This window comes from Streptomyces bluensis (assembly GCF_014650715.1).
GTDB lineage: Bacteria > Actinomycetota > Actinomycetes > Streptomycetales > Streptomycetaceae > Streptomyces > Streptomyces bluensis.
The window spans coordinates 89321-103425 of record NZ_BMVM01000005.1; the positions used below are offsets into that span (position 1 = coordinate 89321).

At 69.9% G+C, this 14105-nt stretch carries 11 protein-coding genes; 4 read left to right on the forward strand and 7 right to left on the reverse strand.

Annotated features, from left to right (window positions below; all coding sequences use genetic code 11):
* Window positions 1-14: 14 nt before the first annotated feature.
* The 3 genes from IE262_RS15415 to IE262_RS15425 are packed head-to-tail and all read right to left on the reverse strand — an operon-like array spanning window position 15 to window position 2661.
* Window positions 15-1217 carry a thiolase family protein gene (locus IE262_RS15415; RefSeq protein WP_189874191.1) on the reverse strand — a complete coding sequence of 401 codons (1203 nt, stop codon included), beginning with the start codon at window positions 1215-1217 and terminating at the stop codon, window positions 15-17.
* On the reverse strand, window positions 1214-1873 hold the full coding sequence (locus IE262_RS15420) for a CoA transferase subunit B (RefSeq protein WP_134036975.1): 660 nt from the start codon (window positions 1871-1873) through the stop codon (window positions 1214-1216). The genes IE262_RS15415 and IE262_RS15420 overlap by 4 nt, the downstream gene beginning before the upstream one ends.
* Window positions 1873-2661 carry a CoA transferase subunit A gene (locus IE262_RS15425; RefSeq protein WP_189874193.1) on the reverse strand — a complete coding sequence of 263 codons (789 nt, stop codon included), beginning with the start codon at window positions 2659-2661 and terminating at the stop codon, window positions 1873-1875. The genes IE262_RS15420 and IE262_RS15425 overlap by 1 nt, the downstream gene beginning before the upstream one ends.
* A gap of 222 nt (window positions 2662-2883) precedes the next feature.
* On the opposite strand from IE262_RS15425, the gene IE262_RS15430 reads away from it, so the two are divergent.
* Complete coding sequence (locus IE262_RS15430; RefSeq protein ID WP_189874195.1) at window positions 2884-3348, forward strand: MarR family winged helix-turn-helix transcriptional regulator; 465 nt, start codon at window positions 2884-2886, stop codon at window positions 3346-3348.
* Here the strand turns inward: IE262_RS15430 and IE262_RS15435 are convergent, their stop codons facing one another.
* The gene (locus IE262_RS15435; RefSeq protein ID WP_134036984.1) at window positions 3349-4332 is read right to left on the reverse strand and encodes a DUF3048 domain-containing protein; all 984 of its coding nucleotides are present in this window, start codon (window positions 4330-4332) and stop codon (window positions 3349-3351) included.
* A 205-nt stretch (window positions 4333-4537) separates the two neighbouring features.
* Here IE262_RS15435 and IE262_RS15440 point away from each other — a divergent pair, with 205 nt between their 5' ends.
* The gene (locus IE262_RS15440) at window positions 4538-5728 is read left to right on the forward strand and encodes a zinc-dependent alcohol dehydrogenase (RefSeq protein ID WP_189874197.1); all 1191 of its coding nucleotides are present in this window, start codon (window positions 4538-4540) and stop codon (window positions 5726-5728) included.
* 143 nt (window positions 5729-5871) lie between these two features.
* Here IE262_RS15440 and IE262_RS15445 read toward each other — a convergent pair whose 3' ends face one another.
* A complete protein-coding gene (locus IE262_RS15445; RefSeq protein ID WP_189874199.1) occupies window positions 5872-6936 on the reverse strand; it encodes an ATP-dependent DNA ligase in 1065 nt (354 codons plus the stop codon).
* Window positions 6937-7050: 114 nt separating this feature from the next.
* Here IE262_RS15445 and ligD point away from each other — a divergent pair, with 114 nt between their 5' ends.
* Window positions 7051-8067, forward strand: a complete 1017-nt coding sequence (gene ligD, locus IE262_RS15450; protein ID WP_134036993.1) for a non-homologous end-joining DNA ligase — start codon at window positions 7051-7053, stop codon at window positions 8065-8067.
* 149 nt (window positions 8068-8216) lie between these two features.
* On the opposite strand, the gene IE262_RS15455 is transcribed toward ligD, so the two are convergent.
* Entirely contained in the window at window positions 8217-10457 is a 2241-nt protein-coding gene (locus IE262_RS15455; RefSeq protein WP_189874201.1) for an OmpL47-type beta-barrel domain-containing protein, read from the reverse strand.
* Complete coding sequence (locus IE262_RS15460) at window positions 10457-12934, reverse strand: ThuA domain-containing protein (protein WP_189874203.1); 2478 nt, start codon at window positions 12932-12934, stop codon at window positions 10457-10459. The genes IE262_RS15455 and IE262_RS15460 overlap by 1 nt, the downstream gene beginning before the upstream one ends.
* 189 nt (window positions 12935-13123) lie before the next feature.
* Between IE262_RS15460 and IE262_RS15465 the strand changes: the two genes are divergently transcribed.
* The gene (locus tag IE262_RS15465; RefSeq protein WP_134036999.1) at window positions 13124-14065 is read left to right on the forward strand and encodes a multicopper oxidase domain-containing protein; all 942 of its coding nucleotides are present in this window, start codon (window positions 13124-13126) and stop codon (window positions 14063-14065) included.
* Window positions 14066-14105: the final 40 nt, after the last annotated feature.

A 14105-nucleotide genomic window follows, 5' to 3' on the forward strand; every position in this document is an offset into this window, starting at 1 on the left:
TCCTCGGGGAAGACTCAGCGTTCGAGGACGAGGGCCAGGCCCTGGCCGACGCCGATGCAGAGGGTGGCGACGCCGACGCCGGAGCCCTTGCGGGCGAGCTGGTGGGCGACGGTGGCGGCGAGGCGGGCACCGGAGGCGCCGAGCGGGTGGCCGAGGGCGATGGCGCCGCCCTGGGGGTTGAGGACGGCGGGGTCGAACTCGGGCCACTCGGCCACACAGCCCAGGACCTGGGCGGCGAAGGCTTCGTTGAGTTCGAGGACGTCGAGATCGGCGAACGTCCTGCCCGCCCTGGTCAGGGCGCGGCCCACGGCCTCCACCGGGGCGAGCCCGAAGTAGTGCGGGTCGATCGCGGACACACCCGACGCGCACACGCGGGCCAGAGGCTGGCGGCCGGTGGCCTTCAGGCCCTCCTCGTCGGTCAGCAGCAGGGCGGCGGCGCCGTCGTTCAGGGGCGAGGCGTTGCCGGCGGTGACCGTGCCGCCTTCTGAGCGGAAGGACGGCTTGAGGCGTGCCATCGCCGCCAGGGAGGCGTCCGGGCGGACGCATTCGTCGGCGGCGACCACGAGCGGGTCGCCCTTGCGCTGCGGGATGTTCACCGGGGCCAGTTCGGCGTCGAACAGTCCCTCCGCCTGGGCCCTGGCCGCCTTCCGGTGGGAGGCGAGGGCGAACGCGTCCTGCTGCTCGCGGCTGATCCTGTGCTTGTCGGCGATGAGTTCGGCGGACTCGCCGAGCGGGACGGTCCACTGCGGGTCCATCTTCGGGTTGACCATGCGCCAGCCCAGCGTGGTCGAGTACAGCTCGGTGTGCCCGGCCGGGAAGGGCCGGTCGTTCTTGGGCAGCACGTAGGGGGCGCGGGTCATCGACTCCACACCGCCCGCGAGCGCGATGGAGGCGTCACCGCAGGCGATGGCACGGGCCGCCTGGATCACGGCTTCAAGACCCGAGGCGCACAGCCGGTTGACCGTCACCCCGGGCACCGAGGTGGGCAGGCCCGCCAGCAGGGCGGCCATACGGGCGACGTTGCGGTTCTCCTCGCCCGCGCCGTTGGCGTTGCCGAAGTACACGTCGTCGATCCGGGAGGCGTCCAACTGCGGGGAGCGGGCGAGGAGTTCCCGCACGGCGTGGGCGGCCAGGTCGTCCGGGCGCACCGCGGCCAGGGCGCCGTTGTAGCGGCCGATCGGCGTGCGGACCGCGTCGACGATGTAGACGTCTCTCATGACTGGACCCCCTCGGCGAGTTCTTCCGCGACCTTCACCTTGGCGGCGGTCTTCGCGATGATCTCCTCGGCGCCGACCCCCGGCGCTGTCTCCACCAGCACCAGCCCGTCGTCGGTCACATCCAGCACGCCGAGGTCGGTGATGACGCGGTTCACGCACGCCCTGCCGGTCAGGGGCAACGCGCACTCCTGAAGGATCTTCGGCGAGCCGTCCTTCGCGGTGTGGGTCATCACCACGATGACGGTGCGGGCACCGTGCACCAGGTCCATCGCCCCACCGATCCCTGTGATCATCTTCCCGGGTATCGCCCAGTTGGCGAGGTCGCCCCGCTGCGACACCTGCATGGCACCCAGGACCGCCACATCGATGTGCCCGCCCCGGATCATCGAGAACGACAGCGCGGAGTCGAAGAAGGACGCACCCGGCAGGACCGTGACGGTCTCCTTGCCCGCGTTGATCAGGTCCGGGTCGACCTGGTCCTCGGTCGGGTAGGGGCCGGTGCCCAGGATGCCGTTCTCGGATTCGAGGACCACCTCGACGTCCGCAGGCAGATGGTTGGGGATCAGCGTGGGCAGACCGATGCCGAGATTGACGTACTGACCGTCCTGAAGCTCACGCGCCGCACGGGCCGCCATCTCCTCGCGTGTCCAGGCCATCAGTTGCTCACCGCCCCCGGGACCTGCGCCCGAGGCGCGGAAATCGTGCGCTGTTCGATGCCCTTGTCGGCGGCCTGCTCGGGGGTGAGGGCCACCACCCGCTGCACGAAGATCCCCGGCAGGTGCACGGCGTCCGGGCCGATCTCGCCGGGTTCGACCAGCTCTTCCACCTCGGCGATCGTCACGCGGCCGGCCATGGCGGCGAGGGGGTTGAAGTTGCGGGAGGACTTGTTGAACACCAGGTTCCCGTGCCGGTCGCCCCTGGCCGCCCGCACCAGCGCGAAGTCGGTCCGGATTCCGCGCTCCAGCACGTACTCGGTGCCGTCGAACTCGCGCACCTCCTTCGGCGGCGAGGCCAGCGCCACCCCGCCGGAACCGTCGTAACGCCACGGCAGCCCGCCCTCGGCGATCTGGGTACCCACGCCCGCCGGGGTGTAGAAGGCGGGGATCCCGGCCCCGCCCGCCCGCAGCCGCTCCGCCAGCGTGCCCTGCGGGATCAGCTCCACCTCCAGCTCACCCGCCAGATACTGCCGCGCGAACTCCTTGTTCGCCCCGATGTAGGAGCCGGTCACCCGGGCGATCCGCCCCGCCGACAGCAACACCGCCAGCCCCGACTCCATCGCCCCGCAGTTGTTGGAGACCACACCCAGGCCACCGACCCCCCGCTCGTACAGCGCCTTGATCAGCACGTTCGGCACACCACTCAGCCCGAACCCGCCGACCGCGAGCGATGCGCCGTCCGGCACATCGGCCACGGCCTCCAGGGCCGTGGCGACCACCTTGTCCATCCGTGAAGCCCCATCCCGTCCGCGCACCCAGCGCCGGCCATGACCGGCTGTTAATCAGGGCACTGATTATTTCAGCGAGGTGCCCTTCACGCTGTCATTGGCGGAGTGAACCGTCAAGACCTCGGCGAACGTACACGTCAAGCCGTATGTCCCCTCGGAGACAGGTATGGCGACTCCGGGGTATTGTTCAGTGCACCAACGAATACGACCCCGGGAGTGCACATGGCCGCGGTGGATCTGACCACCCACCCCGGGCACCTGGCCCGCAGGCTCCAGCAGGCGCACCACCTGCTGTGGAACACGATGGTCTCGGAGGAGATCACCTCGCCGCAGTTCGCGGTGCTCAACACGCTCGTCGCCGAGCCGGGACTGGATCAGCGCACGGTGGGGGAGCGGGTCGGTCTCGACCGGTCCACCGTCGCCGAGGTGATCAGCCGCCTCACGCGGCGCGGACTCCTCGACAAGGTCCGCGATCCGCAGGACGGCCGCCGGTTCCTGCTGCGCCTCACGGACGACGGCGTCCGTACGCACCGCAAGCTGACCGTGCGGACGGCCCGGATGAACCAGGTCTTCCTGGCCCCGCTCTCCGCCGAGGAGCAGACCGTCTTCTTCGACCTCATCCTCCGGGTCGCGGATGCCGCCGAGGGGCTCCGCAACCCGGCGGAACCCCTGGTCACCCAGGCCTGATCAGGGAGCCTTCGCGAACACCACCCACACCGGACCCTTCGCGAGGTTCACCGGCCTGCCGTCGGCGGTGGTGAAGTCCGTCCCGTCGGTGGGCTTCTCCCGCTCCCAGTTCACGTCGTACGCCCGTCCGTCGCGCAGCACCTGGGCCTTCCCCGACCCCACCGTCTCCGTGTACGGCGTGTTGTTGCCGAGGAAGTCCTGGAACCTGGACTGCCGCACCTTCACGTACTGCACGACAACGGTCGCGGCGGTCACCCGCTTGCCGTCGGTCGTCACCGTCGGCGTGCCGTCCATGGTCACCAGCCAGCGCTTCTGGCTCCCGGACCAGGTGAAGGTGAAGCGGGCCGCCGGATAGCTGACCGTGCGCGCGTTCTCCGGAGTGCCGCCGGAGGGGGCCGCGCCGTAGCGGTACCCCGTCGTGAGGGCGCCGGCGCCCGGTGCGGACCCCATCAGCCGCTTGGGGCGCAGATACAGATTGTGCGGCGCGGGCTTGCCGGAGCTGCGGTAGTACGCGCCGGCCGCGTCCCGTGGGGACTTCCGGTGCAGCGGCGCCTTGTCGATCAACGGCAGCAGCTTGCCCTGGGCGCCCGAGAAGGCGAGCGTGGGCTCGTCGAACTGGCGCAGCAGCTCCAGGTCGGACTCCCGTGCGCTGCGCACCGGCCCGACGGCGTCCGGCAGCCTGGTGGCGTACACCGCCATCAGCCGGCTCAGGCCGCCCTCCACCTGCTCCGCGTACACGACGTCCGCCGTGTCGAGCCCCGTCTGCGGGCGGGCCGTCGGAGTGTTGTCGACCTTGACGGCGAGTACGGAGCCCGTGGGCGCCGTGCTGACCCGGTCCTCGCCGCGTCCCTGGCCCGGCCCCCCGCCCCGTCCGTCGTCGTTCCCCGAGCCGTCGCCGCAGCCCGCCATGAGGGAGCCCACCACCGCGACGGCCAGCAGCGCCGCCGTCGTCCTGCCGCGTCGGATCTTCGTTTCCTGTCTCATGCCCACGTGGCCACCCCTGTCCGTTTGTCGCCGATTGTGCGCTTATATGTTCATGGATGGCCATACCCGCCTGTCTGTGTCCGCGAGTGGTCGGGTAGGCCAGTCGGCCCACCGTCCTGCCCCCGAGGGTTCCGGGAAGGCCGCCCGGGTACCCGAGCGTGACCCGACACCCGTGCGCAGACCCCGAGGGACGGAGTGCGACGCGATGAAGGCAGTGACATGGCAGGGCAGGCGGGACGTACGCGTGGAGACCGTGCCCGATCCGGTGATCCAGGAGCCGACGGACGCCCTTGTCCGCATCACGTCCACCGGACTGTGCGGCTCCGACCTGCACCTGTACGAGGTGCTCACCCCGTTCATGACCCCCGGCGACATCCTCGGCCACGAACCCATCGGCATCGTCGAGGAGGTCGGCACCGAGGTTCCGGACCTCCGTCCCGGCGACAGGGTCGTGGTGCCGTTCCAGATCGCCTGCGGACACTGCTGGATGTGCGCCGAGGGCCTGCCGACCCAGTGCGAGACCACCCAGTGCACCGGCGAGGGCATGGGCGCCGCCCTGTTCGGCTACACCCGGCTGTACGGCTCCGTTCCGGGCGCCCAGGCCGAGTACCTGCGTGTCCCGCAGGCGCAGTTCGGGCCGATCAAGGTGCCCGAAGGGCCGCCGGACGACCGGTTCGTCTACCTCTCCGACGTGCTGCCCACCGCCTGGCAGGCCGTCCGGTACGCGCACGTCCCGCCCGGCGGCAGCGTGGCCGTCCTCGGGCTCGGCCCGATCGGCGACATGGCCTGCCGGGTCGCCCAGGTACAGGGCGCGGAGCGGGTGTTCGGCGTGGACCTGGTCCCCGAGCGGCTGCGCCGGGCGCGTGAACGCGGTGTGGAGACGTACGACCTCAGGGACTTCGACAGCGAGAAGGAACTCGTCGCCGCGATCCAGGAACGGACCGGGGGCCGCGGACCCGACTCCGTGATCGACGCCGTCGGCACCGAGGCACACGGCAGCGCCGCCGCGCGCCTCGCCCAGACCGCGACCGGCATGCTTCCCAAGGCCATCAGCGCGCGGTTCGCGGAACGCGTCAGCGTGGACCGGCTGGCCGCCCTGCACACCGCCATCGACCTCGTACGGCGCGGCGGCACCATATCGCTCACCGGTATGTACGGCGGCACCGCCGACCCGCTGCCCCTGCTCACCCTGTTCGACAAGCAGATCCGGCTCCGCATGGGCCAGGCCAACGTCCGCACCTGGGTCGACGACATCCTGCCCCTCCTGACGGAGGACGACCCGCTGGGCGTCGACGGCTTCGCCACCCACCGCCTGCCGCTCACCGAGGCCCCGCACGCGTACGAGGCGTTCCAGCGCAAGCAGGAGGGCACCGTGAAGGTACTGATGCGGCCGTGAGAGGGCCTGCCCCGTAGGGCCGCAGGCCCTTCAGGGGCGCGAGGAACTGCGCGACCAGCCACAACGAGCCCGCAGCGGTACCACGGCATCAGCCAGGCAGACGCTGCTTCCACCGCGCTTCCACTGCCCGGGAAACGCTGCTCCTACTGGCCGAGAATCTCCGTCAGGTCATACCGCACAGGCTCCTCCAGCTGCCCGTACGTACAGCTCTCAGCCGAACGATCCGGCCGCCACCGGCGGAACCGCGCCGTATGGCGAAACCGCACCCCGTTCTCCATGTGGTCGTACGCCACCTCCGCCACCCGCTCGGGCCGCAGCGGGATCCACGAGAGGTCCTTCTTCGCCGACCACCGGCTCGGCGCCCCCGGCAGCCGCGCCGTCTCGTGAGCGGCCTCGTCGGACCAGGCCGCCCACGGATGCTCGGCGACATCGTCCATCCGCAGCGGCTCCAGCTCCGCCACCAGTTCGGCGCGCCGCTTCATGGGGAACGCGGCGGAGACCCCGACGTGCTGGAGGGTGCCCCCCTCGTCGTACAGGCCGAGCAGCAGCGAGCCGACGACCGGCCCGCTCTTGTGGAGGCGGTACCCCGCGACCACCACGTCCGCCGTGCGCTCGTGCTTGATCTTGAACATCGCCCGCTCGTCCTGCCGGTAGAGCAGCGTGAGCGGCTTGGCGATCACCCCGTCGAGCCCCGCGCCCTCGTACTGCTCGAACCAGCGCTCGGCCACCTCGATGTCCGTGGTCGCCGGGGCGACGTGGACCGGTGCCGTGGTCCGGGCGAGGGCCGCGACCAGCAGGGCACGCCGGTCGGCGAGGGCCACGTCGAGCAGTGACTCGTCCGCGAGCGCCAGCACGTCGAAGGCCACGAACGACGCGGGGGTCTTCTCGGCCAGCATCCGCACCCGTGACTGAGCGGGGTGGATGCGCTCGGTCAGCGCGTCGAAGTCGAGCCGCCCCTCCCGGGCGATCACGATCTCGCCGTCCAGCACGCACCGATGCGGCACCCGCGCCTTCAGAGCCTCCACCAGCTCGGGGAAGTACCTGGTCAGCGGCTTGCCGGTGCGGCTGCCGAGTTCCACCTCGTCCCCGTCGCGGAACACGATCGACCGGAAGCCGTCCCACTTCGCCTCGTAGTGCATGCCCGGCGGGATCTTCGCCACGGACTTGGCGAGCATCGGCATCACGGGCGGCATGACAGGGAGGTCCATGCTCCGATTCTGCGAGCATCGACCGCTTTCCGCCCGGTGTGCACGTTTGCCGCCCGATGTGCGGGTGTGCCGCCCGGTGTGCGCGGTGTGCGCGCTCCGCCTACCGTGGCCTCCATGGGCGATGCGGTGGAGCTGGAGGCGGCGGGCCGGACGGTACGGCTGTCGAGCCCCGACAAGGTCTTCTTCCCGGAGCGCGGCTTCACCAAGCTGGACCTCGCCCGCTACTACCTCGCCGTCGGCCCGGGCATCCTGCGCGCCCTGCGGAACCGCCCGACGACCCTGGAGCGCTATCCAGAGGGCGTGAGCGGCGAGTCGTTCTTCCAGAAGCGGGCGCCCAAGAACATGCCCGACTGGATCCCCACCGCCCACATCACCTTCCCCAGCGGCCGCAGCGCCGACGAGATGTGCCCCACCGAGGTCGCCGCCGTACTGTGGGCGGCCCAGTTCGGCACGCTCACCTTCCACCCGTGGCCGGTGCGCCGCACCGACGTCGACCGCCCCGACGAGCTCCGTATCGACCTCGACCCGCAGCCCGGCACCGACTACGCCGACGCCGTCAACGCGGCCCACGAACTCCGCGAGGTCCTCCACGAGTACGGCGGCCTGTCGGGCTGGCCCAAGACATCCGGCGGCCGGGGCCTGCACGTCTTCGTGCCGATCCGGCCCGACTGGACCTTCACCCAGGTGCGCCGCGCGGCCATCGCCGTCGCCCGCGAACTGGAGCGACGGATGCCCGAGCAGGTGACCACGGCCTGGTGGAAGGAGGAGCGCGGCGAGAAGATCTTCGTCGACTACAACCAGACCGCCCGTGACCGCACGATCGCCTCCGCCTACTCCGTACGCCCCCGACCGCACGCCCCGGTCTCGGCGCCCCTGCGCTGGGACGAGGTCGGCGACGCGCACCCCCGGGACTTCGACCTCGCGACCATGCCCGTGCGCTTCGCCGAACACGGCGACGTGCACGCGGACATGGACGATCACGCCTTCTCGCTGGAGGCCCTGCTGGAGCTGGCCTCCCGCGACGAGCACGACCACGGGCTCGGCGACCTGCCGTACCCGCCCGACCACCCGAAGATGCCGGGCGAACCCAGGCGGGTGCAGCCGAGCCGGGCGAAGAAGGACCCTGGCTGAGCCGAGTGGCCTTGCAGCGCAGTGGCCGTACGGCCGCCACTGATCCACAGCATGCCGTACGCCACTGACAACGGGTGGTGCGGGAGCGGAGCCCCAGCGGCTCCCGGAGCCGCCTGGGGCTCCCGGAACTGCCTGGGCTCCCGGAGCCGCTACAGCTCCATGATCCGGATGTCCCGGTACGACACCACGTCCGTCGTGCCGTGCACCTGGAGCCCGATGTAGCCGGAGGCGAACCGCCGGCCGTCCGTGCCCGGGTCGTCCGCCCGCGGCGGGGCGAACTCCTGCCCGCCGGTGTTGTCGAACTCGTTGATCAGCACGCCGTTGCGGTACACCGAGTAGTGCTGGTCGACCACGCGGATCTCGTAGTCGTTCCAGGTGCCCTTCTGGGTGACGCCCGCACCGGCGAGCCCCACGCGGTCGAAGCCGTAGACGGAACCGGTCTTGTACATGTCGCCGTCGGGCCGGTCGAGCACCTGCACCTCGTGCCCGTACTTGATGGCGACCCACTCGGGACGGGTCTCCTCGGGGTGGTCGTGGACCCACGGGAACCGCACGAAGACACCGGAGTTGGCGTTGCCCGTGCCCGGCGCGTCGTCACGCCACTGCAGACGCAGCGAGAAGTCGCCGTACTTCCGCTCGGGGAACCACAGCATGCCGAGCCCGTCCTTCGTCGTCCCCGACGTGATCGAACCGTCGGAGTTCTGCGCGAACGAACCGCCGCCCACCTGCTGCCACTTGGCGAAGGACTCCGGCGTACCGTCCAGGATCGTCCGGTAGCCCTCCGTCTGACCGGGCCTGCCGATGCCGGACTCGCGGGCCGCCTTCTGGATGGCGTTGTACTCGCGCTGGTCGATGACGCCTTCCTTGAGGAGCTTGTCCAGGACCGTCTTCACATGCTTGAGGAACAGCGCCTGGGACGTCCACTCCTTCTCGTCCTCGATCAACTCGTTGATGCGGCACCGGTTGTTGGTGAGCCGGTTCGGCACGCCGGAGTCGACCGTGCCGACGATGACGGTCAGCCGCTCGTCCCACTCGGCGCAGTTGGGCGCGGGGACGCCGCCCCCGGAGACCACCGTGAAGGTCACGGTGCGCGCCGGGGAGGTGTTGCCCGCCTTGTCGCTCGCCCGGTACGCGAGCGTGTGCGTGCCCGCGCGGTCCACCACGACCGGTGCGGTGTAGGCGAGGTAGGGCCCGCCGTCGAGCGAGTACTCGATCGCGGCGACGCCCGATCCGCCGTGCTCGTCGGTCGCGCTCACCGTCACCTTGGCGCTCTTGAGGTAGGCGCCGTCGGAGTTGCGGTCGCCCTCGACCGTCACCCCGGTCACCGGCGGTGTCGTGTCCTCGACGGGCGGCGTGACCACCGTGAACGTGACGTTCTTCTCGGCGGACACGTTCCCCGCCTTGTCGGTGGCGCGGTACCGCACCTTGTGCGTGCCGGCCTCGTGCACCATCACCGGGGCCGTGTACGGCTGCCAGGCGCCGGAGTCGCCGACCGCGTACTCGATGGTGTTGACGCCGGAGCCGGTGTCGGACGCGGACACGGTGACCGTCGCCATGGAGAGGTACTCGCCCTGCGGGTTCTGCTCACCGGTCACCGTCGCCGAGGTCTCCGGTGGCGCGGTGTCGTCGGTCGGCGGGGCGACGACGGTGAACTCGACGGACTTTTCGGCCGCGACGTTGCCCGCCTTGTCGAACGCCCGGTAGCGGACGTGGTGATCGCCTACCTGGTTGACCACGACGGGTGTGGTGTACGGCTGCCAGTCGCCCGAGTGCCCCAGCGCGTACTCCACGCGATCGACACCCGAGCCGCCGTCCTCGTCGGTCGCGCTCACCGCCACGGTCGCCGAACCCACGTACGCGCCCTGCGCGTTCTGCGTCCCGCTCACCTTGGCGGAGGTCTCGGGCGGAGTCGTGTCCTCGCCGGTGCCCTCGGACACGACGAGGATGCCCTGCATCTGGCCGTGGCCCGGGATCGTGCAGTAGAAGCGGTAGCGGCCGGGGGTGAGGTTCACCTCCACCTCGTACCGGCCGCCCTGCGCGTCGTTCGGATTGGCCAGGATGTTCAGCGGGACGTCGTTGTTGTACTCCGGGTCCGAGACGTCGAACGTCAGCGTGTGCGGCATGCCCGTGGTGTTGCCGGTCGCCGCGCTGTTCTCGAAGACGATCGTCGTCGGTCCCGCGACCGCGGTCTGCGGGGCGGACGCGTACTTGGTGATGTCGTCGCCGGCCGTCCAGGTCAGCACCTGGGCGGCGGCGGCCTTGGCACCCTCGGCCTGGGGCCGGCCCGCCGCCGACGCCGAGGTGAGCCCCAGCACCATCAGCAGGGCCGCCAACAGGGCCGTCAGCCACCGGACTTGACGTGCCAGATGTCTCACATGTCTCTTGCGCATCACTCCGCCTTCCTGGCCAGCTGGCCCGCGGCCGGGGTCGGGCCGCCGCCCGTGTAGGTCACCCGCCACAGCGCCGACTTGGCGTCCGAGGTGAAGAAGCCACGGCCGTAGTCGAGGACGTACAGCGACCCGTCGGGCCCGAACTTCCAGTCCATGAGGTTCTTGATGCCGTCGTTGCCGATCGGCACGATCTTCTTCAGCGACTCCGAGTGGACCGGCAGTCCGCCGTCACCGTGCGTCTTCGGGTCGGTGACGACCGCGTTGCGCGGCTGGTCGGCGTCGTAGAAGTCGCCCACGAACCACTTGCCGTCCCAGTAGGCGGGCCACTGACCGCTGTCGGTCACGGACGCGTCGTACCGGTAGACCGGCCCGTTCATCGCGGCCTGCCCGCCGCCCTTCAGCCACGGCAGTTTGTACGTGGCCTCCTCGTTCTTGTACGAGGGCACGCCGCTTGCGTCGCGCGGGAAGTCCGGGGCGCCGCCCTGGGGCGAGTACCAGATGTTGTTGCCCGTCACCGGCGGCAGGTTGACCAGGCCGTCGTTGTTCGGGGACTCGTTCTTCGGGTGGTCGCAGTCGTACCAGCCGAGCGGCTTCGTCGGGTCCGGCAGATTGCGGTCGCGGTAGGGCTGCTTGTTGCCCATGCAGTACGGCCAGCCCCGGTTGCTCGCCTTGGTGATGACGGCGAACGTGTCGTACTTCGCCGGGCCCCAGGTCGTGGACGGCTGGCTCGCGTCGGGGCCGACCCAGCCCGCGTACAGGGTGTCGGTCGACTTGTCGACGAAGATGCGCGCGGGGTTTCTGACCCCCATCACATAGATCTCACCGCGTGTCTTGCCGCCACCCTCGGCGGTCTCCTTGCCGGTGAAGAGGTTCCCGTCGGGGAGGGTGTACGTGCCGTCGGGCTCCGGGTGGATGCGCAGGATCTTGCCGTTGAGGTTGTTGGTGTTGCCGGCGGTGCGGCGCGCGTCCGCGAACGAGACACCCTTGTAGTTGGGCTCCGGGTTGTTGCCGGAGTAACCGCCTGTGAAGCCGCTGGAGTTGTTGTCGCCGGTCGCGATGTACAGGTTGCCCTGGGAGTCCCAGGCCATCCCGCCGCCCGAGTGGCAGCAGCTGTGGATCTGCACCGGCCACTTCAGCAGCACCTTCTCGCTGTTCAGGTCCAGCTTGTTGGTGGCGAGGTCCAGTGTGAAGCGGGAGACGTAGCGCTCGGCCATCCGCGTGTCGCGGTTGATCCGTGAGTGCGGCGTGTAGTGGAGATAGACCCAGCCGTTGTCCTCGAAGCGCGGATCCAGCTCGATGCCGAGCAGGCCCTCCTCGACCTTGGTGAGCTCGTCACCGCCGCCCTTGTTGCCGAAGACCGACAACGCGCCCGCCAGGGTCACCTTCTTGGTCTTCGGGTCGTAGACGTGGATCTCGCCCTTGCCCTTGCCGATGTCCGGGTTGTTCCAGTCGGTGATCACCGGCTGCGAGGAGTCGGCGCCGCCGCGGCCGATGTAGAAGACACGTCCGTCGGGCGCGGTCACCAGACCGTGCGGCTCACCGATCTGGTCGTTCTGCCCCGGCTGGTTGGGCTGGGTGAGCCGCTCCGCCTTGTAGTTGGCGTTGATCGTCGCCTTGCAGTCCGCCTGGGCCAGACGGCTCGTCCAGAGCAGGGCGCCGCGCAGATGCGAACGGAACTCGGTCTCGTCGAACGAGGAGACGGTGCCGCCCATGCCCGTGTAGAAGGAACGGCCGCCGTCGTAGTCACGGCACCAGCTCACCGGGTGGTCCCAGCCGTTCTTGCTCTCTCCCGGCTGGTACGTCGACTCGCGTACGCGTGCCACCGTGTGCACGTCGCCGGAGGGGTTCTTGACCCAGTTGAACCACTGGTCGGGCCGCTTCCACTGCACCGGCAGGTCCTTGGTCGCCGGGTGGCGCCGGTCGCCCACCTCAACGGTCGCCCGCTGCACGGCGGTCGGGCTCGACGCGGCCGGGCGGGCGCCGATGAGACCGGTGAACCAGTCCGAGTACGGCTCCGCGCGGGCCGCGTCATGGATGCCGACGAAGCCGCCGCCCGCCTCCATGTAGGCCTCCAGACCCGCCTCCTGCTCCGGATCGAGGACGTCCCCGCCACCGGTCAGGAACACCACCGCGTTGAAACGGCTCAGCCGGGTGTCGTTGGTGAAGACGGAGGCGTCGTCCGTGGCAACGACCTCGAACTGCTGGTCGGTTGGTCCGGACAGGCCGATCTTCTCGATGGTCTCGATGCCCGCGTTGACGACGGGCGACTCCTCCCCGGCCGCGGCAGAGCCGTAGAAGATCAGCACTCTTGCGCTCGCGCCGCCCGGTGGCGACTTGATGGACATCGTTGTCAGGGGTGGTTCCGGAGCAGGGCGTGCGCTGGCGGCCGGGCCCGACAGCAGCCCGGCGGCGACGATACCGGCGGTCACGCCCGCCACACAGGCCCGTCTTCTCGTGCTCAACCTTCGCAAGTGCATGGGCACCTCCACGGTCACAGCAACAGCGCCATGGAAGGTAGACCCTTTTGCACGGCCCGCCAATACCTATGACCGCGATACCACAAACTTTGTCCTGAGTGTGGATAAACGCGAGTGTGGCCGGTACCGTTCCCTCAGTTCATCACAGGTACGTCTCCGTAAGTTCCGCACCAGGATGGGGAGTTCCGCATGGACAGACGCGGGTTCAACCGGCGGGTGCTGCTGGGCGGCGCGGCCGTCGCGACATCGTTGTCCCTGGCCCCGGAAGCCGTGAGCGCCGAGGAGGCGGTGAAGACCGCGCCGGCCGGCGGTGAGGTGAAGCGCATCAAGATGTACGCCGAGAGACTCCCCGGCGGTCAGATGGGCTACGGCCTGGAGAAGGGCAAGGCGACGATCCCCGGCCCGCTGATCGAGCTCAACGAAGGGGACACGCTGCACATCGAGTTCGAGAACACCATGGACGTGGCGGCGAGCCTGCACGTCCACGGACTGGACTACGAGATCACCAGCGACGGCACCAGGATGAACAAGAGCGACGTCGAGCCGGGCGGCACCCGCACCTACACCTGGCGCACCCACGCCCCCGGCCGCCGCGCGGACGGCACCTGGCGTGCGGGCAGCGCGGGTTACTGGAACTACCACGACCACGTGGTCGGCACGGAACACGGGACGGGCGGCATCCGCAACGGCCTCTACGGACCGGTGATCGTCCGCAGGAAGGGCGACATCCTGCCCGACAAGACCGTCACGGTCGTCTTCAACGACATGCTGATCAACAACAAACCGGCCCACTCCGGCCCCAACTTCGAGGCGACGGTGGGCGATCGCGTCGAGTGGGTGATGATCACCCACGGCGAGTACTACCACACGTTCCATCTGCACGGTCACCGCTGGGCGGACAACCGTACGGGTCTGCTGACCGGCCCCGACGACCCCAGTCAGGTCATCGACAACAAGATCGTGGGCCCGGCCGACTCCTTCGGCTTCCAGGTGATCGCCGGCGAGGGCGTCGGCGCGGGCGCCTGGATGTACCACTGCCATGTCCAGAGCCACTCCGACATGGGCATGGTCGGCCTGTTCCTGGTGAAGAAGCCGGACGGCACGATCCCCGGGTACGAGCCGCACCACTAGGGTCCCGGTACAGACTCCAGAGAGCGCTCTCAAGCGACGC